Below are 20,283 nucleotides of genomic sequence, written 5' to 3'. Positions count from 1 at the left end.
CTAGTTCCATCGCAATCCGGTTTTGATTACGAATAAGGAGAAGCGACGATGTTTACGGGACACATAAAATCACTCGTGCTCGGTTGTGCCCTTTTGATCAGCACGACAAGTATATCGCAATCTTATGTTTATCCCGGCTCGGCCAACTGCCCGAATGTTTCAAAAGAACAACATTCCTGGAAAACATACTTTATGGGCGGCTATGGCGACTCACAGCCGCCGTTTACCATTCGATTTGATCATCTAAAACACGCCATCGGGACCATACCCGCTGGAGGCCGGTTTACGATGTTTCGTAGAGGCAACCAGTGGACGGCTTCGGGTAAAAATGTTGATGGCGATTCAAAAATGGTGGCTTATTCGAATGGAGATCCAGCGAAATATGAACTCAGCGTTTGGGGGGCGCAGCTTGGGTACAATGAGAAGGGCCAAATTTTTTTGGATAAAGAACTTATTGGCACCTTATTGTGCGGAATCGGTCCTGATGCAACGCAGTGATTAAACTCCGCCTGCTAAATGGCTAATGCACCATTGAGCTGGGACTCGGCGCGATAGCGAAGGCTTCGATCCGCGCGCCTTAAGCGTTGTGGGAGATCGGTGGGACAGCAGCGAACCGCCGCCCGGTTGTTGTCACCAGGTGCAGACTGCGACGGTGCCGCCCGATCCGTTCGGCATCGGCCGACAGTACGGGACGCAGCTGCCAGCATTGGCGGGATCGCCCCGGCGAGCATCGACAGCGCAGCGAATGCAAGCATCAGTTTCTTCACGATGTGGTCCTTTCAGGTTTATTGGGCGAACACCATCGTCGCCCGTATTGGCTCAAGCCCGGTAAGCTTTCGCTGCCGGGTCATGAGCGTGCTGCGCGGTCAATTACTGCGCGAGGTCGTTCCGAAGCTTCGCGAGGCGCGCCTGTTCGCTGGCGGGCAAGTCAGCAAGCGCGGGATACTGTGTCGGCGTCGGCACCGGCTCCGCTTTCTCGCGAAGGATGGCGCAGAACACGCCAGCGATGACCGGCGAGACGATGAAGGCGATCAGAAACCAGCCGAAGCCGGATCGATTGCGTCGGACGCTGGCGAACAAGCCGACAGCGACCGAGAATGCTGTCCAGGTCAGAAAGAAGATCATTTTCCCATTTGCTCCATGTTGCGCGGGCGAGCCGAAGTGCCGCCCCTCACTGGCTCAAGCCCGGAAGCCGAAGCACCAGGCAAGAGCTGGAGGATGCGCGAGCCGTTAGGCCAGCTTGTATGAGGTGACGCCGTCCTCTCGGGTGCGCTCGGCCTTCGCGCCGTTCGGCAGCCGGGTCAGCGCGGCGCGCAGCGTGTGCGCCTGCCAGCCCAGGGCTTCGCACATCTTCTCGACCGTCGAGCCCTTGCCGCCGAGCAGTTCGAGCAGCATCGCGGTCTTCGATCCAGCGCGCGGGCCCTTCGCCTGGTCGCCGTTGGCCGCGACCTTCTTGGCGCTGGCCTTCTTCTTGGCGACAGCCGTGGCCTTCTTAGCAGCGGCCTTCTTCGCGGGAGCCTTCTTCGCGGCGGGTTTCTTCTTGGTAGCCATTTCAATTCTCCTGTTTGCGCGGCGACCGGAATGGTCCCGCTGTACTGCCCCGAGCCCAGAAACCTTTTCGGGCGCTGGGCGAGGGCAGCCAGGAGGCTGCGGTTAGGCGATGATGTTATTGGCTACGTGCCACTCGCCGTTTTCGCGCTTCTTGAGCACCGCGACTCGGAAGGTGGTGACGCGCTGGCCGGTGATGACCGAGTCCATCAGGTGGATGTATTGGACGATGACCGCTTCGCCGAGCGAATTGGTCGACCACACTTCGGTCTCGCCTGCCGTATGGCTCGCCTTGATCAGCGCCGCGATGGTGGCTTTGGTCGGTGACATTCGTTGCTCCTGCTGTTGTTTCGTACTGCCCTAAGCCCGGAAGCCGAAGCGCCGGGCGGTTAGGGTTGCAGGAGTTGGCTATCGCGCGAGCTTCACGCTCTTGGCCCAATTGTTCAGCGCCTTGATCCAGGCGTCGTATTGGGTCTGCGTAGCCTTGCCGGAAAGCAGCGCCTTGTCGGCGCGATCCATCAGGCGTTCGATGATGCGCTCCAGCCGGTCTTCGGTTGGCTTGTCGGTATCGCAAGCCGGAAAGATCGGAAGGTGCATGCCGTAAGGCGAGTCGAGCACTCGGTTTTCCTTTCGTGGTTTCACGCCTGGCGTTGTTCGCCGCGCCGTTTCGTTGCCCCGTACATCGCTCTGGTGCGCGCACGCATCCAGTCCAATCGCAGCCATGCCATTGCGAAGGTGCTGCAGAAGCAGCAATGGAAGTGCTGGCAGCGCTTTCCGTATTCCCGAAGGGAATGCCTGCCTGGCCCGGAAGTCCCAAGGACTACGGGCTCGACCGGTTAGGCTTTCCCTGGCCCACAGGCGGCCCGTGTGGCGCGAGGCGATAGGACGCCCCCAATCCCCGGCAAGGCGGAAAAACGCGCGTGTGGCCAAGCGTGCGGCTCGGCAGAGTCGCGGAACTATCGGTTCCGACGCGATAGGCGATCATTTCCCATTCGGGCAGTGCGGTTCCGAGCCACGAGCGCCATCGAGCTGAAGGCACGGAAAGCGAACGCCCCACTTCCGAAAAGGCGTACCAATGCTGCGCCCAAACTCGCGCCAAGCCATTGAAGTCTCGGGGGAATATCTTTCTCCGGGCCGGGGGGCGGTACCGAAAATCCTAAAGGAACCCATTTCCGAGCGCGGCGGCGCTTCGAAATTAGCGGCCGCACTTCCGAAATTTCGGAAAAGAAAATCATTTTCTTTGGCCAAAAATCTTCGACCGCTCAATGGCATGGCTGCACATAGGCGATTCCGCGGAACCCATTTAGCGGGTTCCCATTTCGGCTAAGTGGGTTCCCTTAAGTCGGAATTTGCAGCGGTATTTTGCTGCCATTTTCAGAACTGGCATTGCATTCCCCCGGCAGCCCTAAATACCGGCGCTGGGGAATGTTCGTCTAGAGGTCAAAACCCCGCGAAATCAATGGTTTGCCGGGCCTCGCCCTGGCGCTTCCAAAGGGCTCCGATGGATCAAAACAACCCCGCCGCGCCAGGCGCGCTTGGCGCGAATTGGGCTGCCTGGGCCACGGAAAGGCGGCCCCTGGCATCCCTGGTGCCGTATGCCCGCAACGCCAGGACGCATTCCGAGGCGCAACTGCAGCAGATTGCGGCCTCGATCCGCGAGTGGGGTTGGACCACCCCGGTCCTGGTCGATGAAGCCGGGATGATCATCGCTGGGCACGGGAGGCTGTTGGCTGCCGAGCGGTTAGGGATACGAGAGGTCCCGGTGATCGTCGCTCGCGGCTGGACCGACGCGCAGAAGCGCGCCTACGTCATCGCCGATAACAAGCTCGCCGAGAACGCGGGCTGGGACGAGGCGCTGCTCAAGATCGAAGTGGCCGATCTCACCGCGATGGGCTTCGACCTGCCGCTGATCGGCTTTTCCGACCGCGAGATCGCGCGGCTGACGAATTCCAACCCTGGGCTCACCGATCCCGACGCCGTTCCAGATCTACCGGCCGAGCCGGTGGCGCGGCGCGGCGATGTTTGGCGGCTTGGCCGTCATCGCCTGGTCTGCGGCGACTCGACCAACTGGGACGATGTTGGCCGCGCGCTCGCGGGCGTGACGCCGCATCTGATGGTGACCGATCCGCCCTATGGCGCGAATTACGACCCGAACTGGCGCGAGCGCGTCTATCGCAGCGACGGCACCAAAGTCGGCGCTGGCGCTCGCGGGCTCGTGCTCAACGACGACCGCGATGATTGGACCGAGGCCTGGCAGCTCTTTCCGGGCGACGTTGCCTACGTTTGGCACGGCGCGCTGCATGTCGGTGTGGTCGAAGCGAGCCTGATCGCGAGCGGCTTCCAGATGCGGGCGCAGATCATTTGGGCCAAGAGCAACTTTGCGATTGGGCGCGGCGACTACCATTGGCAGCACGAGCCGTGCTGGTACGCGGTGCGCAAGGGCAAGGTCGGGCACTTCAACGGGGCCCGCGATCAGTCGACCATCTGGGAAATTCCCAAGCAGCAGTCATCCGAGACCGGGCATTCCACGCAGAAGCCGGTCGAGTGCATGAAGCGGCCCATCGAAAACAATTCTTCCGAAGGCCAGGCGGTCTACGACCCATTTTCCGGCTCGGGCACCACGATCATTGCCGCCGAAATGTCGGCGCGCGCCTGCCACGGCATCGAGATCAATCCGGCATACGTCGATGTCGCGGTGCTGCGCTGGCAGGCATTTACCGGCGAGCAGGCGCATCGCGAGAGCGACGGCCGCCGCTTCAACGACCTCAAGGAGTCTACCGACGATGCCTGCGCGAACGATCCCGACGCAGCTGAAGCTGTTGCGCGGCAACCCAGGCAAGCGACCGCTGCGCACTGACGAGCCGCAGCCCGAGGTGGCTGCGAACCTGCCTGATCCGCCGCCCTTCATCACCGGCTATGCAGCCGACGAATGGTGGACGGTCGGCGCGGAGCTGCATCGGCTCGGCCTGTTGACCGTCGTCGATGTCGCGCCGCTTGCCGCCTATTGCCACGCCTATGGCCAATGGCGGATGGCGGCCGAGGCGCTGGCGCGGATGCAGAACAACGACCCGCTGATGAACGGCATGATCATCAAGACCAAGTACGGCGATGCCGCGCAGAACCCGCTGGTCTACATCGTGCGCAAGGCGGCAGCTGATATGGTGCGCTACGCCGCCGAGTTCGGCCTAACCCCTGCTGCGCGCACCCGCATCAATGCGGGCGTCCAGGGCGAACAGTCGCAGAGCAAGTTTGCCGGGCTCCTTGCCGGTTAAGCGCACGCCGCAGGGCAAGGCCCGCGCGAAGGCGGTTATCGACTTTATCGAGCGATTGACGGTGCCCAGCGGCACCGGCCAGGGCAAACCGTTCAAGCTCGACGCCTTCCAGAAACTTTTCATCCGCGACATTTACGAGCCGCACATCGGTGCCAACCGCGCCGTTCGGCGGGCGATCCTGTCGATTGCGCGCAAGAACGGCAAAACCGCGCTCATCGCTGCCATCGTGCTCGCCCACCTGGTCGGGCCCGAGGCTATCGTGCACGGCGAGATTTATTCGGCCGCGAATGATCGTGACCAGGCGGGCATCGTCTTCAAGTTCGCGCGGCAGATCGTGGACCTGGAGCCCGAGCTGGCGGCCGAGATCGAGGTCATTCCCTCGACAAAAACGATGATCGGCAGGCGCACCGGCTCGGTCTATCGCGCGATCAGCGCCGAGGCTGGCACCAAGCACGGCTATTTGCCCAGCCTGGTCATTTACGACGAGCTGGCCCAGGCCAAGAACCGCGAGCTGTACGACGTGCTGGATACCTCGTTCGGCGCGCGGCAAGAGCCCTTGTTCATCACGATCTCGACGCAGAGCAACGACCCCGAGCACGTCCTGTCGAAACTGATCGATGACGGGCTGTCGGGCGTCGATCCCTCCATCGTTTGCCATCTCTACGCAGCGGACGAGGATTGCGACCTGGACGACGAGAGCCAGTGGGAAAAAGCCAACCCGGCGCTCGGCAAATTCCGCGACCGCGAGGACCTGGCGACCGCGATCCGCAAGGCGCAGCGGATGCCCGCCGAGGAGCCGAAGGTCCGCAACCTGTTTCTCAACCAGCGCGTCGCGTCGGTCGCCTCGCTGATCAGCCGCGCCGAATGGATGGCGTGCAACGGCGATGCCGCCCTGCGCGATGGCGAAGAGGTTTACCTGGCGCTCGACCTGTCCAGCGTCGTGGACCTGACCGCGCTGCTGGTCGGATCGGTCAGCGATCCCTGCCGCATCGCGCCGTACTTCTGGAAGCCGCGCGAGCACCTGAACGAGCATTCCAACCGCGATTTCGGCGCATCGAGCCGCCGTTACCAGGAATGGGCCGAAGCCGGTCACCTGCTGATCAGCCCAGGCCGGACCATCGATCCCGAGGCGATTGCGCTGTTCGTTGCCGAGCTGACGCAGCGCTATCGTGTGAAGGGCCTGGCGTATGACCGCTGGCGCATCAACGACCTGCTGCGCGAGTTCGACCGCATCGGTCTGCAAGCCTACCAGGATGGCGACAAGGGCGACGGCCTGCGGCTCGTTCCCTGGGGCCAGGGCTTCAAGGACATGGGGCCCGCCATCGACGCGGTGGAGCTGGCGATCATCGAGCGCAAGCTGCTGCACCCGAACAATCCCATCCTGAACTGGAACATGGCGAACGCCGTGGCCACGATGGACCCGGCTGGCAACCGCAAGCTCGACAAGGACAAGGCCCGGTTTCGCATCGACGGCGCGGTGGCCCTCGCCATGCTGCTCGGGCTCCGCTCGCGCGACCGCACCACGACCAAGCCGGTCGATATCGAGGCGCTGATCGGATGAGTACGCCCAGCAGCGAGTGGAAGCACTTCTACGACACCGGCTTCTGGCAGCGCCGCCGCAAGCTGCAGCTCAAGGCGCACCCGTTGTGCAAGTTCTGCCTGGATCGCGGCGTCGTCGCCATCGCGACCGTTGCCGACCACGTCGAGCCGCACAAGGGCGACTGGAACAAGTTTTCTCTCGGTGAGCTGCAATCGCTGTGCGCCGACTGCCACAACTCGACGAAGCGGTACGTCGAGCTGCGCGGCTATCGCAACGATGTCGACGAAGACGGCTGGCCGACCGACCCGAACCACCCGGCTAACAGGAAATGACATGCCGCTTCTGCGATGGCGTGCGGAGCACGGTGAGGCTCCAATTGTCACGCTGGCTTGCGCGCGGATCGTCGAACTCTCGCCCGCTGACGGCAGCGTCGGGTCCAACACGGTCTACATCAAAGGCGAAGGAACTATTGAGTCCTTCGGCAACGCTCCCCCAGGCGACATCGACCCGCAGGGACGAGAGTGGGGCCTCGCCATCACCAAGACGATCTTCTTCGACGCCGGGATCATCCTGAAGCAGTCGGAGCGCATCGCAACGCTGAGCGAGCGGGATCGCGTGATGCTGACGCCTTCGGTCGGCATCTACCGCTGCAACGGCGGAAGCAACTGGGGCGAGGTCTTCTTCGCCGCCTCCGGTGCTGCGGAAGTTTCGCGTCGCCTTGACGCAATCGATGAGCGGCTCGCCGAGATCGAGCGGCGGCTCTCACAGGAATAAACCCCCGAGATGGGCGGCGATTGACTGCTCTGGCGCGACCGCGCGCCGGACGCCGCCCGCGCGGGCTTTCTTCTCCGAAAAGGGAAAACCCCGATGAAGCACGAGAGCCAGAGCGCGTTCCGCCGCGAACCGCGCGAGCCGGTCGTGGGCGGCAATCTGTTTACGCGCTCACTCACAGCGAGGACGCTTGCGAGCCTCCGGCGCAGCAAGGCTGCCGATGTGGCTGCCGAGCTGTGGCCGAACGACCGCTCCCTGGAGCAGCTGCTGACGCGAGGCGCGTCGAACCCCGCAATGACGGGCGTCGCGGGCTGGGCCGCCGAATTGGCGCAACGCTACATGGCCGATGTGGTCGAGGCGCTGGGGCCTGCATCTGCTGCGGCGCAAATCCTGCGCAAGTGCCTGGTGCTCAACTTCGACGGCTACGGCAGCATCAGCGCGCCGGGATTTGTCGCTGAGTACGGCAACGGCGGCTTCGTCGCCGAGGGCCAGCCGATCCCGGTGCGTCAGCTTGCGACGACGCCGACCGTGATGAACCCCGACAAGCTCGCCGCCATTGCGGTGCTCACCCGCGAGATGATGGAGTCCTCGAACGCGGAAGCCCTCATTTCCGACGCGCTCGTGAAAGCGGCGGGCCGCATGATGGACGAGGTGCTGTTTGACGCCAACCCGGCCGACAATGCGCGGCCTGCCGGTCTGCGCCACAACATCGCCGCGCTTCCCGCGAGTGCCGCCGCCGATGGGTTCGAAGCCGTCTTTGAAGACGTTGCAGCGCTCATCAACTCGCTGGCTCCGGTGGGCGGCAATGGTCCTTACATCCTCGTCGCGGCTCCCGGCCGCGCCGTGATGCTGGGCGCGCGCTTCGTCCAGCGCAGCGACGTGGAGCTCTCCATTTTCGGTTCGAGCGCGGTGATCAACGATCTGCTGGCGATTGCGCCAGCCGCGCTCATTGCCGCGATCAGTGCAGAACCCGAGATCGAGACCGTCAACGCGGCCACGCTGGTGATGGATACCGTGCCTGGCGCGGCGGGGTCGATGGGGCCCGAGCGCGGGCTGTTCCAGACCGACAGCGTCGCCATCAAGGTGCGCTGGCCGGTGTCGTGGGCTTTGCGCGATCCGCGCGGCTTCGCGTGGATGACGCCGACTTGGAAGTGAGCTGAGCGCGGCAGCCGAACCGCCTCCCGGAAAACAACCAACCGCAGGGTCAACCGAACATCGCATGCGATGGGACGGAGGGATGTTTATGCGCGTCAAGCAAGGTGACCTTCAGCCTGACGACGGCGAGTCCTACGACGATTTCATGGACCGCTGCATGGACGAACTCGGCGACGAGGACGCCTGCCAGCTGATCTGGGACAACGACGGCGAGGACCGCGCTGCCACCGGCATCAAGCACAAGACGCATGCGGGCCAGCTTACCGGTCTCGAGTTCGTGCTTTCGGACGAAACGCCCGACCGCATGGACGATGTCATTCTCAGCGATGGCTGGGACCTGAAGAACTTCAAGCGCAACCCGATTGCGCTGTTCAATCACAAGAGTGACTTCCCGATTGGGAAGTGGAGCAATCTGCGCGTCGAGAACAAGCAGCTTCGGGGCCAGCTTGAGATGGCCCCGTTCGGCACGTCCGAGCGCATCGATGAAATCAGGAAGCTGATCGACGCAGGCATCCTGCGCGCCGTCAGCGTCGGCTTCAAACCACTCGAAATCAAGCAGCGCGAAGGCAGCGATTGGGGCTGCACCTTCGTTCGCAGCGAGCTGGTCGAGACCTCGCTGGTCTCGGTGCCAGCCAATCCAAACGCCTTGGCGGTCGCCAAGTCGCTGAACATCTCCCCGCAGACGATGGACCTCCTGTTCGCCAAGCACGGCAGCATGGACGCGAGGACCAGGCGTCGCGGGATCACCGGCGAGCAAGCCGACACATCTCGCAATCGAAAGGGCAGTGCCATGTCTGGCCTGGCTCAACGCATTACCGACTTGGAGGCGCAGATTGTCACCAAGCGGGACCTCCTCGAAGCCCATCTCGCCAAGATGGACGACACCAACGTCAGCGACGCCGATCTGGAAACGACCGGCAAGTTCAACTTCGAAATCGCTCAGCTCGAAAAGACCCGCTCTGCGCTGGTCGACTCCGAGAAGCTGCTGGCGAAGTCCTCAACCGATGGCAATGGCGCAAGCCGCAGCCGGTCGCTTTCGACGACCGTGATCACGGGCGCGGACCGCGAGCGCGTCGCCGCCCCGGCGATCATCGTCAATCGCAAGAAGGACCTCGATCTGCTGGACTACGTCGTCCGCGCAGCGACGGTGACCTATATCGCCAGGGCATCCGGCAAGTCGGTCGACGAGACGCGGCAGCGGATTTACGGCGAAGACGACGGCACCAAGGCGATCTGCGAAATCGTCACGCGCGCAGCGTCCGCTCCCGCCATGACCACGGTCACTGGCTGGGCGCAGGAGCTGGCGCAGACGACCTATGCCGATCTGATGCCGCTCCTCATGCCGAAGGCGATCCTGACCCGGCTTGCGCCGAAAGGGCTGACGCTGAGCTTCGGCACCTCCGGGCGCATCGTCATTCCGACGCGCTCGCGCACGCCCAGCCTGGCTGGCTCGTTCGTCGGCGAAGGCATGCCGATCCCGGTTCGGCAGGGAGCGTTCACCTCGCAGACGCTCACGCCGAAGAAGATGGCGGTCATCAGCACCTGGACGCGGGAAATGGGCGACCATTCCGTCCCCGCGATTGAGGGGCTGATCCGGCAGGCCATCCAGGACGACACCACCGTGGCCATCGACAGCGTGCTGATCGATGCCAACCCGGCGACCACGATCCGGCCTCCGGGCCTGCTCAATGGCGTCGCGGCAACCGCTGCGACCGCTGGCGGCGGCATCGCAGCTCTGGTCGGTGACATCACCGCGCTGATCAACAGCATCTCGGTGCAGACCCTCGGCAACACGCGCAACCTGGTCTGGTTTGCCAACCAGACGGACATGCTGCGCGCCTCGATGCTGACGGCCGCAAACACCGGGGTCTTTCCGTTCCGCGCCGAGATCGCGAGCGGGATGCTCAACAACATCCCGATCATCGACTCGGCGACGGTTGCGCCCAGGACGCTCATCCTGGTCGACGCCGCCGACTTCGTCGTGGTGGGTGGCGAGGCCCCGCGCATGGAGATGAGCGATCAGGCCACGCTGCACATGGAGGACACTGCTCCTGCGGAGCTGGTCGATGGAGTGGGAGCAGCGGCTGCGCCGCAGCGCTCGCTGTTCCAGACCGACTCGCTCGCGTTGCGGATGATCATGCCGCTCAACTGGGTCCAGCGTCGCGCGGGCACGGTTGCCTGGACGCAGAACGTCACCTGGTGACAAGCGCGCCGTGCACCGCTTCGGCCGCGCACGGCAGATTGCAGCGGTAGAGCAGTCCGGTAGCTCGCGTGGCTCATAACCACGAGGTCGTCGGTTCAAATCCGATCCCTGCAACCATCATCGCAACGAGGAGGATTTCCGATGACTAAGCTGGCTGACGATCCGGCGACCGAGGCTGCCAAGAAGGCGGTCGCAGAGGAGAAGAAGGCAACTGAGAAGGCGCAAGCCGAGTACGCCTATCGCACGAGGGGCAAGCCCACGCCGACGCAGGCCGAGAACGACATCGTCGCGCAGGGCGGCCACATCCTTGAACACGAGGACGATGGCAGCGGACCGCAGGAGCGCGAACAGTTGCCGGAAAATCGCAAGCATCTTGAGGCCGAGAGGTCGCAGCACAAGCCGCAGACCTACCAGACCCGGCAAGCGCGCAGCGAGTGACCCGGTGTGGGAAACTGGCTGTCGCGTGTAGCCAATCGGCTGATTGGAAAGGCCGAGGGCGAGTACCGCCCCGGTCCGTATCATCTGCCGATCACGGGCGGCTGGCTCCCCGCTGCCGTGGGCGAATATCTGAACTGGTGGCAGAAGGGCTACGACCCTATCGGGCTGTCAGCGCAGTCGGCCATGGTCGAGGCTTGCGTTTCGGCCTATGCGCAAACCGTCGCCATGTGTCCTGGCGATCACTGGCGGCTCAACAGCAAGGGCGGGCGTGACCGGGTCAAGAACTCGGCGCTCGCCCGTTTGCTGCGTCATCCGAACGACTATCAGTCGATCAGCGATTTTCTGCTGAACGCGACGCGGTCGCTGTATCTCGAAGGTAATTGCTATGCTCTGGCGTTGAGGAACGACCGCTACGAGGTCAGCGAGCTGCACCTGATGAAATCGGAGCAGTCGTTTCCTCGCATCGCCGTCGGCGGCGAAATCTTCTACCAGCTGCACGGCAATGACGTGATTTCGGCGCGGCTCGGCGAGTCCGCCGTCCTGGTGCCGATGCGCGACGTGCTCCATATCCGGCTGCACACGCTGAAGCAGCGCTACCCGGTCCCGCTGATCGGCGAGAGCCCAGTCGTCGCCGCCTATGGCGACATCGGCGTCGGCAACGCTATCGCGAGGCAGCAGGCGGCGTTCTACATGAACGAGGCGCGGCCCTCGGCGGTGCTGTCTACCGACCTGGTGCTCGACAAGGACCAGGTGCAGGCGCTGCGCGACCGCTGGAATGATCAGGCCAAGGGCTTGCACCAGGGCGGCACGCCGATCTTGACGGCGGGGCTGAAGGTACAGCCGTGGGCGGTCGGCGGCAGGGACGCTGCAACCGCCGAGATGCTGAAGCTGTCGAACGAGCACATCGCGCTCGCCTTCCGCATTCCGCTGCAAATTCTCGGCCTCGGTGGCGCGACCTACGGCTCGACCGAGCTGCTGATGCAAAGCTGGATCGCTTCAGGCCTGGGCTTTTGCCTCAACCACATCGAGGAAGCCTTCGGCGTGCTGTTCGGGCTGAAGGGCCAGCCGGACGAATATGTCGAGTTCGATACGGCAGCATTGCTGCGGTCGGCGATGAAGGACCGCATCGAAGCGCTGGCGCGCGGCGTCCAAGGCGGCATCTTCGCGCCCAACGAGGCTCGTCAGCAAGAGGGCCTCGATGCCGTCGCATTCGGCGACGAGCCGCGCGTGCAGCAGCAAGTCGTCCCGTTGAGCGCAGCGGGCAAAATCCCGGCATCGCCTGCGCCGCCCTCGGCACCACCGGCACCGCTCCCGCCCGAAAAAGGCAATCGCGATGACATTCAACGGGAAGTCAGAAACCTATTTAGGCTCACCGAGCACATCGGACGGCGGCGACTTGCTCCTTGACGCTTGGCGCGAGGCCCTGGCCGAGGTGCTGGACACCCAGCAGCGGCAATGGCAGCGCGAGCGCGCCCTGATCGAGGCCCAGGCCGCAGCGGTCATTTCAGATCTGAAGGCCCACGTCACCGAGCTGAAGGCCCAGCTCGCGACGCTGCGCTCCGAGTTCGCCGAGTTGATCAATGCGCGCCTGGCCGAGCTGAAGAACGGCGCGGACGGCGCGCCAGGCGAGCCAGGCCCTCTTGGCCCTCCCGGCGAAAAAGGCGATCCAGGCGAGCCCGGTGCTCGCGGTGATCCGGGCGAACGCGGACTGCACGGTGAGCCAGGCCCTCCTGGTCCTCCCGGTGAGAGAGGTGATCCTGGCGAACGCGGGGAGCCTGGTGAGCGGGGGCCGCAAGGCGAGCGCGGACTTGAGGGTGGCCTCGGTCAGCGCGGAGAGAAAGGCGATCCCGGCTTGGATGGTGCGCCCGGAGAGCCAGGTGAACCGGGCCCCGCAGGCGAGAGAGGCGAGCGCGGCGAACCTGGTCCAAAGGGTGATGCTGGAGTGAAAGGTGAGCCTGGGGACAAGGGCGAGCCTGGTGCGAGGGGCGAACAAGGCGAACGAGGAGAAGATGGCGAAAAAGGTGAAAAAGGCGAAACGGGCGACCAAGGCCCGCAAGGCGAACCTGGTCCGCGCGGCGAGCAAGGCGAGCGCGGTGAAAAGGGCGAGCCTGGCCAGAACGGCAAGGACGGCGCGCCGGGGCAGCTGAAGGCCGCGAGCCCGTTTGCCGAGGGCTCCGTTCACTATGAGGGCGATATCGTTACGCACCACGGCTCGACCTATCAGGCCAGGTGCGACACGGCGCGCCCGCCGCCGCATAGCGACTGGGCCTGCATCGCGGCTGCGGGGCGCAACGCCAGCATGCCGATGGTCTGCGGCACCTATCGCGAAGGCGAAACCTACAATTTCCTGAACATCGTGGCGCTCAACGGCTCCGCGTTCGTCGCGCGCTGCGACGATCCGGGCCCATGCCCAGGCGACGGCTGGCAGCTGATCGCGTCTGCGGGGCGCGCAGGCAAGCCGGGGCCGAAAGGCGAGCGCGGCGAGCCAGGTCCGCGCGGTCTGCCCGGAGCGAACGCAGCGGCCATCGTCCGCTGGGAGGTGGATCGGGCCGCCTACACCGTCACGCCGATCATGTCGGATGGCAGCCAGGCCCCGTCGATCAACGTTCGGGCGCTGTTCGAGCAGTATCACGAGGAAAGCGATGGCTGACATCAGCATCAAGGTGCTTGAGCCAGCGGAGAGCTACGATCTGGCGTCGCTCGATGAGATCAAGGCACTGATCGGCATCTCGTCGACCGACACCAGCGAAGACGATCTGTTGCAGATCTGGATCACGACCTATTCCGACATCATCGCAACCACCTGCCGCCGCGTCTTCGCCAAGGAAACGGTCCTCGAAACCTGGCGCGGCGACACCAAGCCGTTCGATACCGACAATGGGCGGGTCTTTCTTACGCACTATCCGGTCGCTGATGGCGACATCCAGTCCGTCACCGGTCCCGATGGCGCGGACCTTAGCGGCACTTACGAGCTGGAAAACGCCAGCGGCAAGCTGCAGTTTTTCAACACGTCCTGGAGCGAGCCGATCCGTATCACGTACACGGGCGGCTATGCGCTGCCTGACGAAGCACCGCCAGCCCTCAAGCAGGCACTGGCATTGCTGGTTCAGAGCGCGCGGGTGTGGCAATCGCGCTCGATGACGGCGGGCGTCCGCTCGATCTCGCATCGGGAGTCGCGCGTGCAGTTTTTCGACGTGAACCAGGCGCTCTCAAAGATGGGCGGCCCTGGGCCGCTCGGCATGGTGGCTGGAATGGTTGAGCCGCTGCTGTCGGCGTACATGCGCTACTATGTTTGAGATCAAGGTCGAAGGCGCGAGCGAACTCCTCAAGAAGTTCGACACCTTCGGCAAGCAGCTCGACGATCTGCACAAGCAGATGCCCGAGGAGCTGGTCAAGTGGCAGCGCACCGATATGCGCCGCAAATACCCCAACATCGATGTCAGCGGCGACAAGGACGAGACGACGGCCGAGACCGATATCTGGCCGCGCTCGCGAAACGAGCAGCCCGGAAGCGGCTTCGCCAGGCCGAAGCGGCCCGGCCTCGCTGCGCCGAAACGCTATCGCGCCAAGGGCGCGGGCCGCCCGCCGCCCTCGACCCGACCGATCCTGCGCACCGAGCTTTTCAGTAAACTGGTCGACCGGATGACCAAGCTTCTCGCCGAGGCGATGAAATGGCCATAAACCTGGACGTGCTGCTGCAGTCACCGATCTTCGATTTCTGGGCGGTTGATTGCACGTTCGTCCCATTGAAGTCGCAGCCATCCGCAGGCAGCTATCCGGGGCGCGGCATCCTCAACACCTATTCGACCGATGTGACCGCGCTCGACGGCTCGCTCTATTCCGACCAGCGCACCATCCTCGACATTCGCGAGAGCGAGTTCACTGTTCTGCCGATGCAGAACGACCACGTCATCATCCCGGTCGACTGCAACAACGTGCCGAAGGGCGAGTACCAGATCGTCGATGCTGTCAGCGACGGCGGCGGCCAGTCCATGTTGACCATCCGCAAGTACGAAACGATCATGTGATGGGCGTTACCGACACGCAGAGCTATTCGCACGTCATCAGGAACGTGTTCTTCGATGCTGTGTCGGCCGATCCCTTCTTCGCGAGCTATACCTGCCGCAAGAACAAGATGCTGACCGCGCAGCGCGATCTCCTGCCTTATCTCGGCGTCTACGTCATCGATGAGACGATGTTGCCCGATGGCGACGGCAACGCTGGCGAGGTGCGCTTCATTCATGCGCTGCGCATCGGCTTCTCCGTCTTGGCGGCGAACAACGACCAGGACGCGCTGGAGGCGCAGCTCGACGCTGCTTACTGGCGGATCATGAACCGGCTGTGGCCGGACGAGTACATCATGAACCTGCTGGACACGATGAACCCGCATACCGGGCAGGACAATCCCGACAATACCCGGATTGAGAGCATCGAGCGCGGCGTGCGCCGCTATGTGTGGGGCAACGCCGCGTTCAACAACGAAACGGCGGTCGGCGAGGTGCAATACGACATCACCTGCCGCCACCGCAGCTATTGGTCGCCGATCATCCCCGACGATCTGCTGACCATCGATCTCAAGACCGGCATCAAACCTGGCGACACGCAGGCCGAGATGGACCAGCGCCAGCAGCTGCACGCCACCTATCAGTTCGACCCGTCGAGCTTCCGGACGAAGCGGGACTTCAAGCAAAGGAGCAAGGGCAATGGCCGTTAGCAAGGCATCGCTGCGCGGGCTGCGCATGAACCAGCGGATGGAGAAGATGCGGGAAGCCAACCGGGCGGCGCAGAAAACCGTCCGCGTCACACCCGCGAACGACGTGATGCGACGGCTGCTGAAGCATCCCCACGCAGGCGGCTTCCCCAAGGAGGGCGGCGCGGAGTGGCCGGATGATCGCTTCACGAAGCGCAGGATCGCGGATGGCGACATCACGCGCGAGGACGAGGGACATCGGGACAAGGGTCGGTCCCATCGGAAGCACGAAGACAGCAGCGCCGCCTAACCTAAGGCCGTGAACGCATAAACGCGCCGGGTGGACGGCTTGCTAGAGTCCGCTGTGCCCCCGATAGCCGACGTATTGTTGCAAAGCGGCGAAACGACGCGATGGGGCCAGAAGGTGACGTTTGACTCTGGCCGGGGAGCCGCCTGCGGTTCTCTACCTCGCTGGCTGGGCGCAAAGCTGCGAGTGTACCCAATCGGAAATCACCTTGGGACAGTCCTCATTGTCGTAAATCCCGTGGCGCAGCGATTTCATATCGGTACGTCGGACTAACGAGACTATCTTTGACAGCCCCGTGGCGTCGGGCGTGGACTGCGTATTGACTTGACACTCCATGGGACTTTTAGCGAGTTCGCTGCCATGCACCAGTCGCGATACTGCGACAAGACCGAACAGCGCAACGATGACAACAGCGCAAAACAATTGCGCGAGATCGATATACCAGCTTGGATAGTGAGGCAGCTTGTAAATGAAAAAATTTACAAACAACCAAACCGGAAGCATACTGAAACCCAACGCGAACATTATCCTGTATGTCATCACGATGGATATTGTCGTCAAGTAGTTGACAATCGTGCCGAGCGCCATCCCCAAGGACGCCTCGTCGTCAATCGCCCTGATGACGAGCAATCGTTGCGGTGACACTGCCTCACCTAGTCGCGTGGCGCTGCTCAGCGCTTGCAGCTTATTGTTTCTCGCGACAGCCCTCCGCTCAATCCAATGCCACGCGATAAGGACGAGAGATAACCCGACAACGAATCTAAAAATCAGGTTAACCGACTGAGCCATGTCAAGGGGCGCCCTGTTCGGAAGGTCGGAACGCGCAGACGGAAAAAGCCACACCGTCAACAATTCCAACAGGACATAGATGGCGCAAAGTACCGCCGCTCTTATCAACGAGGGCTTATTACCGTAATCGGCCTGATGAATTTCGATAAACGGAGTGGCCAGCGTTACAACAAGCGGGTTCGCAATGTCTGCGCCGTGCGGCGAAACCTCACGATCCTGCAAATGATGAAGAGAACGGAGCGCAATATTGCCGCCGTGACTATGGGCGATGACGAGTTGTGTGGCCTCTGCATGTGCAGCGTGTTCGGCCGATAGATGCTCCGCCAGCCTGCGAGCGGTGCTGTCTCTTACCGATATCGAGTTTGCACCTGACCAACGTAGCCGCGTGATTTTGTGCTGGATGTCGCCGAGTTCGGTGCTGAGGACAGCCAAGAACACACTACCTTCCTCAAACCACGATGGGAGTGGAGGTTTGCGCCGCGTCAACCCGCGCATCCACTGTTTGAACCGGGAAAGTCTTGGAAAGAGCTTCGTTCCATGAACGACCGTAACAAGAAGCTGGGGGCGAACTTCCGACATGGTGGCCACCTCAACGTACGGCTGCAAGGCGAACTCAATTGATCGACCCTGACCTTGGCGGGGGAGCGGATCATCGGTAGACCGGGGTGAAGAACCCCTGCAGGTAAGAGACGATTCGCCACGCCGCTGTCGACAAAAGCGACGAGGTCCCGCAGCCTCGTGCGTTTTGCCAAGGAGCCGGGCCAACAGATTTTAGCATAGCACGTCCGGAGCGACCAGAACGCTGCAGCAGCCTCTCATGTCCGCTGCGGGTCTTGGCCGTGTAAAAACGTCTTGGAGGCGATCAGCTCTGAGAGCCAAAAGCGGGGTTGTGTCAGGCCGCGATCGCAGCGATCAACGGCCTGATCCCGACGATGTTCATGACCCGTGTCAGATTGTAGGCCAGAACCGAGAGCGCCATCTCGGCCGCTACTTTTGGGAGCGTCCCTAGGCGGCGCTTTCATTTTGAGGAGAGCAAGCCATGCCGATCAGCTTTGCCAACATCCCTGCCAACATCAAGGTGCCGCTGTACTGGGTCGAGGTCGATCCCAGCATGGCAGGGCTGCCGACGATCAATCTGCGCGCTCTGCTGACCGGGGTCATGGCCGGTGGCACTGCAGAGCCTGACATCGCTGTGCCCATCGGCAGCCAGGCGCAGGCCGACGCGCAATTCGGCGAAGGCAGCGAGTTGGCGCGCATGTTTAGGGCCTTCTTCGCGAACAACTTCGCCAACGAGGTCTGGGGCCTGCCCCTGGCCGAGCCTGCCAGCGCGGCGGCGGCCACGGCTGACATCGTCATCACCGACGCGCCGACTGAGGCGGGCACCATCCATCTTTACATCTCTGGCGACTATGTGCCGGTCAACGTGCTGACCACCGACACGCCGACGACCATCGCCGCTGCCATCGCCGACACGGTCAATGGCAACACCGCGCTGCCCGTCACGGCGACGGCTGCAGTCGGTACGGTGACGCTGACCTCGACCTTCAAGAGCGTCAACGCCAACGAGATCAACGTCTCGCTGAACTATTACGGCTCGACGGGCGGCCAACAGACGCCGGTCGGTCTCGGCATCACCTTGCCTGCGACCGGCTTCCTCTCGGGCGGCACCGGCACGCCCGCGTTTACCACCGCGATCACCAACCTGGGCGACGAGCCGTTCGAATATGTCGCGATGCCCTACACCGACAGCAATTCGCTGTTCGAGTGGGACCAGGAGTACGGTTTCACCGACCAGGGCCGCTGGGGTTGGCAGCGCGAGCTGTTCGGTCACATCATCTCGGCCAAGCGCGGCACCTATAGCTCGCTGCTCGCCTTCGGCGACACGCTGAACAGCGGCGTCGAGTCCATCATGGGGTTCGAGGTTGCGAGCCCGTCGCCGTCCTTCGAATGGGCGGCGGCCTATACGGCCAAGACGCAGCGAGCGTTCATCAACGACCCGGCGCGGCCCCTCCAGGCACTGACGCTGAACCAGATCAAGGCGGCCCCGATCCACCAGCGGTTCGACTTCGTGGAGTTGAACTCCCTGGCTTCGAACGGCATCGCCATCCAGAAGATCGGTTCGGACGGCCAGCCGATGATCGCCCGTGAGTCCACGACCTACCAGCTCAACCTCTATGGCCAGCCCGACGACGCCTACGAGCTGATGACGACGCTGGCGACGCTCGCGAAGCTGCTGCGCAATCAGAAGCACGCGATCACCTCGAAATTCCCGAGGCACAAACTGGCCAATGACGGCACCAAGTTCGGTCCCGGCCAGGCCATCGTCACGCCCGGCATCATCAAGGCCGAGCTGATCAACCAGTACCAGCAGGATATGTACAACGGCCTGGTCGAGGACCTGGTCAACTTCAAGCGTAACCTGCAAGTCGAGCGCGATCCCAACAACCCGGACCGGGTCAACGTGCTCTATCCGCCCGACCTCATCAACCAGCTGCGTATCTTCGCCGTGCTCGCTCAGTTCAGGCTGCAGTACGACCGCGGAATTGACACGCAGATCGTCGGCCAGCCGCAGCCGCCCTTCAACGCGGCGTCGGGCGCTTCCTAACCACCATCACATCACCGGCCTGCACAACCGCGCCAACCGGCGCGGCAGTCGGTGCTGGCAGATCGAAAGGAGACTGATCAATGGCACAGAGGATTGCAGGCATTGCGTTCCTCACCGTCGATGGGACGCAATTGGCGCTGCGCGGCAACTTCACCGTCAGCCCGTCGCCGGTCGAGCGCACCATGATCGCGGGCCAGGACGGCGTGCACGGCTATCAGGAGCTGCCGCGCGTGCCGTACATCGAGGGCGATCTCTCGACCCTTCCGGGCTTCTACCTGGAGGACCTGCTCGCCGAGACCGATGTGACGGTCGTCGCCCAGCTCGCCAACAACATGCAGTACATCCTCACGGGCGGCACCTGCAAAGGCGGCTTCGAGAACAACACGCGCGACGGCCAGGTGCGCGTGCGCTGGGAGGGCGTGACCTGCCAGGAGGTTAGCCTCGCATGAACGTCGCGCCGAAACGAGAAGGCTTCATCGACGAGCGGCCGACGCCGAAGACTATCGATGCCGAGCCGCTGCCCCAGGCTGATGCCAAGCCGTCGCGCTCGATGCCGCCGCCCGAGGTCGAGCCGTCGCCAGCCGAGCTGCCGCCGATGTGGCGGGACGAATGGCCGCTCGTGGTGAAGCTGATCAACAAGCCGATCCACAACAACAAGGGCGAGAAGATCACCGAGCTGGTGCTGCGCGAGCCCCGCGCTGGCGACATCAACCGGTATGGCAACCCGGTCCGCATCAACCAGGACGGCGACGTGGTCTGGGACGAGCGCAAGATGACCTACATGATCGCGGCGCTTTCCGACATCCTCGCGCCCTTCATCGAGGACATGCATCCGCGCGACTGGAACACGGTTGCGATGAAGCTCCGAAATTTTTTTCTGCCCGATCCACGGGCCTGGTAGGCGACGAGGACGAGATCATCCTCGACTGCTATCGCCTGGCGCGCTGGTACCACGTCAGCCCAGA

At 63.2% G+C, this 20,283-nt stretch carries 25 protein-coding genes and 1 tRNA gene; 20 read left to right on the top strand and 6 right to left on the bottom strand.

The features are described from left to right. Positions 1 to 48 precede the first annotated feature (48 nt). Positions 49 to 498, top strand: a complete 450-nt coding sequence (locus tag ACNJYB_RS04795; protein ID WP_439372942.1) for a hypothetical protein — start codon at positions 49 to 51, stop codon at positions 496 to 498. Between the two features lie 372 nt (positions 499 to 870). Here ACNJYB_RS04795 and ACNJYB_RS04790 read toward each other — a convergent pair whose 3' ends face one another. From ACNJYB_RS04790 to ACNJYB_RS04775, 4 genes are all read right to left on the bottom strand, one after another. Continuing rightward, positions 871 to 1,125 (bottom strand): hypothetical protein, encoded by a 255-nt coding sequence (locus ACNJYB_RS04790; protein ID WP_439372941.1) that lies wholly within the window; start codon positions 1,123 to 1,125, stop codon positions 871 to 873. Positions 1,126 to 1,230: 105 nt separating this feature from the next. Continuing rightward, positions 1,231 to 1,551: a DUF3489 domain-containing protein gene (locus ACNJYB_RS04785; RefSeq protein WP_439372940.1), complete on the bottom strand. Its 321-nt coding sequence runs from the start codon at positions 1,549 to 1,551 to the stop codon at positions 1,231 to 1,233. A 102-nt stretch (positions 1,552 to 1,653) separates the two neighbouring features. Further along, the gene (locus tag ACNJYB_RS04780; protein WP_439372939.1) at positions 1,654 to 1,878 is read right to left on the bottom strand and encodes a hypothetical protein; all 225 of its coding nucleotides are present in this window, start codon (positions 1,876 to 1,878) and stop codon (positions 1,654 to 1,656) included. A 78-nt stretch (positions 1,879 to 1,956) separates the two neighbouring features. Further along, entirely contained in the window at positions 1,957 to 2,301 is a 345-nt protein-coding gene (locus tag ACNJYB_RS04775; protein ID WP_439372938.1) for a hypothetical protein, read from the bottom strand. A 748-nt stretch (positions 2,302 to 3,049) separates the two neighbouring features. Here ACNJYB_RS04775 and ACNJYB_RS04770 point away from each other — a divergent pair. The 10 genes from ACNJYB_RS04770 to ACNJYB_RS04725 all read left to right on the top strand — a co-directional run bounded on the left by ACNJYB_RS04770 (position 3,050) and on the right by ACNJYB_RS04725 (position 12,334). After that, positions 3,050 to 4,405, top strand: a complete 1,356-nt coding sequence (locus tag ACNJYB_RS04770) for a site-specific DNA-methyltransferase (protein ID WP_439372937.1) — start codon at positions 3,050 to 3,052, stop codon at positions 4,403 to 4,405. Beyond that, entirely contained in the window at positions 4,332 to 4,820 is a 489-nt protein-coding gene (locus ACNJYB_RS04765) for a phage terminase small subunit P27 family (RefSeq protein WP_439372936.1), read from the top strand. Before ACNJYB_RS04770 ends, ACNJYB_RS04765 begins: the two co-directional genes overlap by 74 nt. Then, positions 4,810 to 6,381, top strand: coding sequence for a terminase large subunit (locus tag ACNJYB_RS04760; protein WP_439372935.1), 1,572 nt, complete (start codon positions 4,810 to 4,812; stop codon positions 6,379 to 6,381). Before ACNJYB_RS04765 ends, ACNJYB_RS04760 begins: the two co-directional genes overlap by 11 nt. Continuing rightward, the gene (locus ACNJYB_RS04755; protein ID WP_439372934.1) at positions 6,378 to 6,692 is read left to right on the top strand and encodes an HNH endonuclease; all 315 of its coding nucleotides are present in this window, start codon (positions 6,378 to 6,380) and stop codon (positions 6,690 to 6,692) included. The genes ACNJYB_RS04760 and ACNJYB_RS04755 overlap by 4 nt, the downstream gene beginning before the upstream one ends. Beyond that, entirely contained in the window at positions 6,637 to 7,134 is a 498-nt protein-coding gene (locus tag ACNJYB_RS04750) for a hypothetical protein (RefSeq protein WP_439372933.1), read from the top strand. The genes ACNJYB_RS04755 and ACNJYB_RS04750 overlap by 56 nt, the downstream gene beginning before the upstream one ends. Positions 7,135 to 7,278: 144 nt before the next feature. Next, the gene (locus tag ACNJYB_RS04745) at positions 7,279 to 8,286 is read left to right on the top strand and encodes a hypothetical protein (RefSeq protein ID WP_439372932.1); all 1,008 of its coding nucleotides are present in this window, start codon (positions 7,279 to 7,281) and stop codon (positions 8,284 to 8,286) included. A gap of 88 nt (positions 8,287 to 8,374) precedes the next feature. After that, positions 8,375 to 10,489, top strand: coding sequence for a phage major capsid protein (locus tag ACNJYB_RS04740; protein WP_439372931.1), 2,115 nt, complete (start codon positions 8,375 to 8,377; stop codon positions 10,487 to 10,489). A gap of 39 nt (positions 10,490 to 10,528) precedes the next feature. Next, positions 10,529 to 10,606 (top strand) — tRNA-Met (locus tag ACNJYB_RS04735). A 24-nt stretch (positions 10,607 to 10,630) separates the two neighbouring features. Next, positions 10,631 to 10,927, top strand: coding sequence for a hypothetical protein (locus ACNJYB_RS04730; protein ID WP_439372930.1), 297 nt, complete (start codon positions 10,631 to 10,633; stop codon positions 10,925 to 10,927). A 6-nt stretch (positions 10,928 to 10,933) separates the two neighbouring features. After that, positions 10,934 to 12,334 carry a phage portal protein gene (locus ACNJYB_RS04725; protein ID WP_439372929.1) on the top strand — a complete coding sequence of 467 codons (1,401 nt, stop codon included), beginning with the start codon at positions 10,934 to 10,936 and terminating at the stop codon, positions 12,332 to 12,334. Between the two features lie 97 nt (positions 12,335 to 12,431). Here ACNJYB_RS04725 and ACNJYB_RS04720 read toward each other — a convergent pair whose 3' ends face one another. Next, complete coding sequence (locus ACNJYB_RS04720; RefSeq protein ID WP_439372928.1) at positions 12,432 to 13,133, bottom strand: hypothetical protein; 702 nt, start codon at positions 13,131 to 13,133, stop codon at positions 12,432 to 12,434. Positions 13,134 to 13,226: 93 nt separating this feature from the next. Between ACNJYB_RS04720 and ACNJYB_RS04715 the strand changes: the two genes are divergently transcribed. From ACNJYB_RS04715 to ACNJYB_RS04690, 6 genes are read left to right on the top strand one after another with little or no spacing between them, the layout of a single operon-like run. Continuing rightward, positions 13,227 to 13,577, top strand: a complete 351-nt coding sequence (locus ACNJYB_RS04715; protein WP_439372927.1) for a hypothetical protein — start codon at positions 13,227 to 13,229, stop codon at positions 13,575 to 13,577. After that, positions 13,570 to 14,223 (top strand): hypothetical protein, encoded by a 654-nt coding sequence (locus tag ACNJYB_RS04710; RefSeq protein WP_439372926.1) that lies wholly within the window; start codon positions 13,570 to 13,572, stop codon positions 14,221 to 14,223. Before ACNJYB_RS04715 ends, ACNJYB_RS04710 begins: the two co-directional genes overlap by 8 nt. Further along, on the top strand, positions 14,216 to 14,608 hold the full coding sequence (locus tag ACNJYB_RS04705) for a hypothetical protein (RefSeq protein ID WP_439372925.1): 393 nt from the start codon (positions 14,216 to 14,218) through the stop codon (positions 14,606 to 14,608). Before ACNJYB_RS04710 ends, ACNJYB_RS04705 begins: the two co-directional genes overlap by 8 nt. Further along, entirely contained in the window at positions 14,599 to 14,955 is a 357-nt protein-coding gene (locus ACNJYB_RS04700) for a hypothetical protein (RefSeq protein ID WP_439372924.1), read from the top strand. The genes ACNJYB_RS04705 and ACNJYB_RS04700 overlap by 10 nt, the downstream gene beginning before the upstream one ends. Beyond that, positions 14,955 to 15,641, top strand: a complete 687-nt coding sequence (locus tag ACNJYB_RS04695; RefSeq protein ID WP_439372923.1) for a hypothetical protein — start codon at positions 14,955 to 14,957, stop codon at positions 15,639 to 15,641. Before ACNJYB_RS04700 ends, ACNJYB_RS04695 begins: the two co-directional genes overlap by 1 nt. Then, positions 15,631 to 15,927: a hypothetical protein gene (locus ACNJYB_RS04690; RefSeq protein WP_439372922.1), complete on the top strand. Its 297-nt coding sequence runs from the start codon at positions 15,631 to 15,633 to the stop codon at positions 15,925 to 15,927. The genes ACNJYB_RS04695 and ACNJYB_RS04690 overlap by 11 nt, the downstream gene beginning before the upstream one ends. A 153-nt stretch (positions 15,928 to 16,080) precedes the next feature. On the opposite strand, the gene ACNJYB_RS04685 is transcribed toward ACNJYB_RS04690, so the two are convergent. Beyond that, the gene (locus tag ACNJYB_RS04685) at positions 16,081 to 17,292 is read right to left on the bottom strand and encodes a hypothetical protein (RefSeq protein WP_439372921.1); all 1,212 of its coding nucleotides are present in this window, start codon (positions 17,290 to 17,292) and stop codon (positions 16,081 to 16,083) included. A 460-nt stretch (positions 17,293 to 17,752) separates the two neighbouring features. Here ACNJYB_RS04685 and ACNJYB_RS04680 point away from each other — a divergent pair, with 460 nt between their 5' ends. The 3 genes from ACNJYB_RS04680 (at position 17,753) to ACNJYB_RS04670 (ending at position 20,219) form a co-directional block, all read left to right on the top strand. Beyond that, entirely contained in the window at positions 17,753 to 19,318 is a 1,566-nt protein-coding gene (locus tag ACNJYB_RS04680; protein ID WP_439372920.1) for a phage tail sheath C-terminal domain-containing protein, read from the top strand. An 80-nt stretch (positions 19,319 to 19,398) separates the two neighbouring features. Continuing rightward, positions 19,399 to 19,767, top strand: coding sequence for a phage tail tube protein (locus tag ACNJYB_RS04675; RefSeq protein ID WP_063685533.1), 369 nt, complete (start codon positions 19,399 to 19,401; stop codon positions 19,765 to 19,767). Further along, on the top strand, positions 19,764 to 20,219 hold the full coding sequence (locus tag ACNJYB_RS04670; RefSeq protein ID WP_439372919.1) for a phage tail assembly protein: 456 nt from the start codon (positions 19,764 to 19,766) through the stop codon (positions 20,217 to 20,219). The genes ACNJYB_RS04675 and ACNJYB_RS04670 overlap by 4 nt, the downstream gene beginning before the upstream one ends. Positions 20,220 to 20,283: the final 64 nt, after the last annotated feature.

This window comes from Bradyrhizobium sp. SMVTL-02 (genome assembly GCF_051853005.1).
Lineage (GTDB): Bacteria > Pseudomonadota > Alphaproteobacteria > Rhizobiales > Xanthobacteraceae > Bradyrhizobium.
This window is presented reverse-complemented; position numbering and strand designations above follow the sequence as displayed.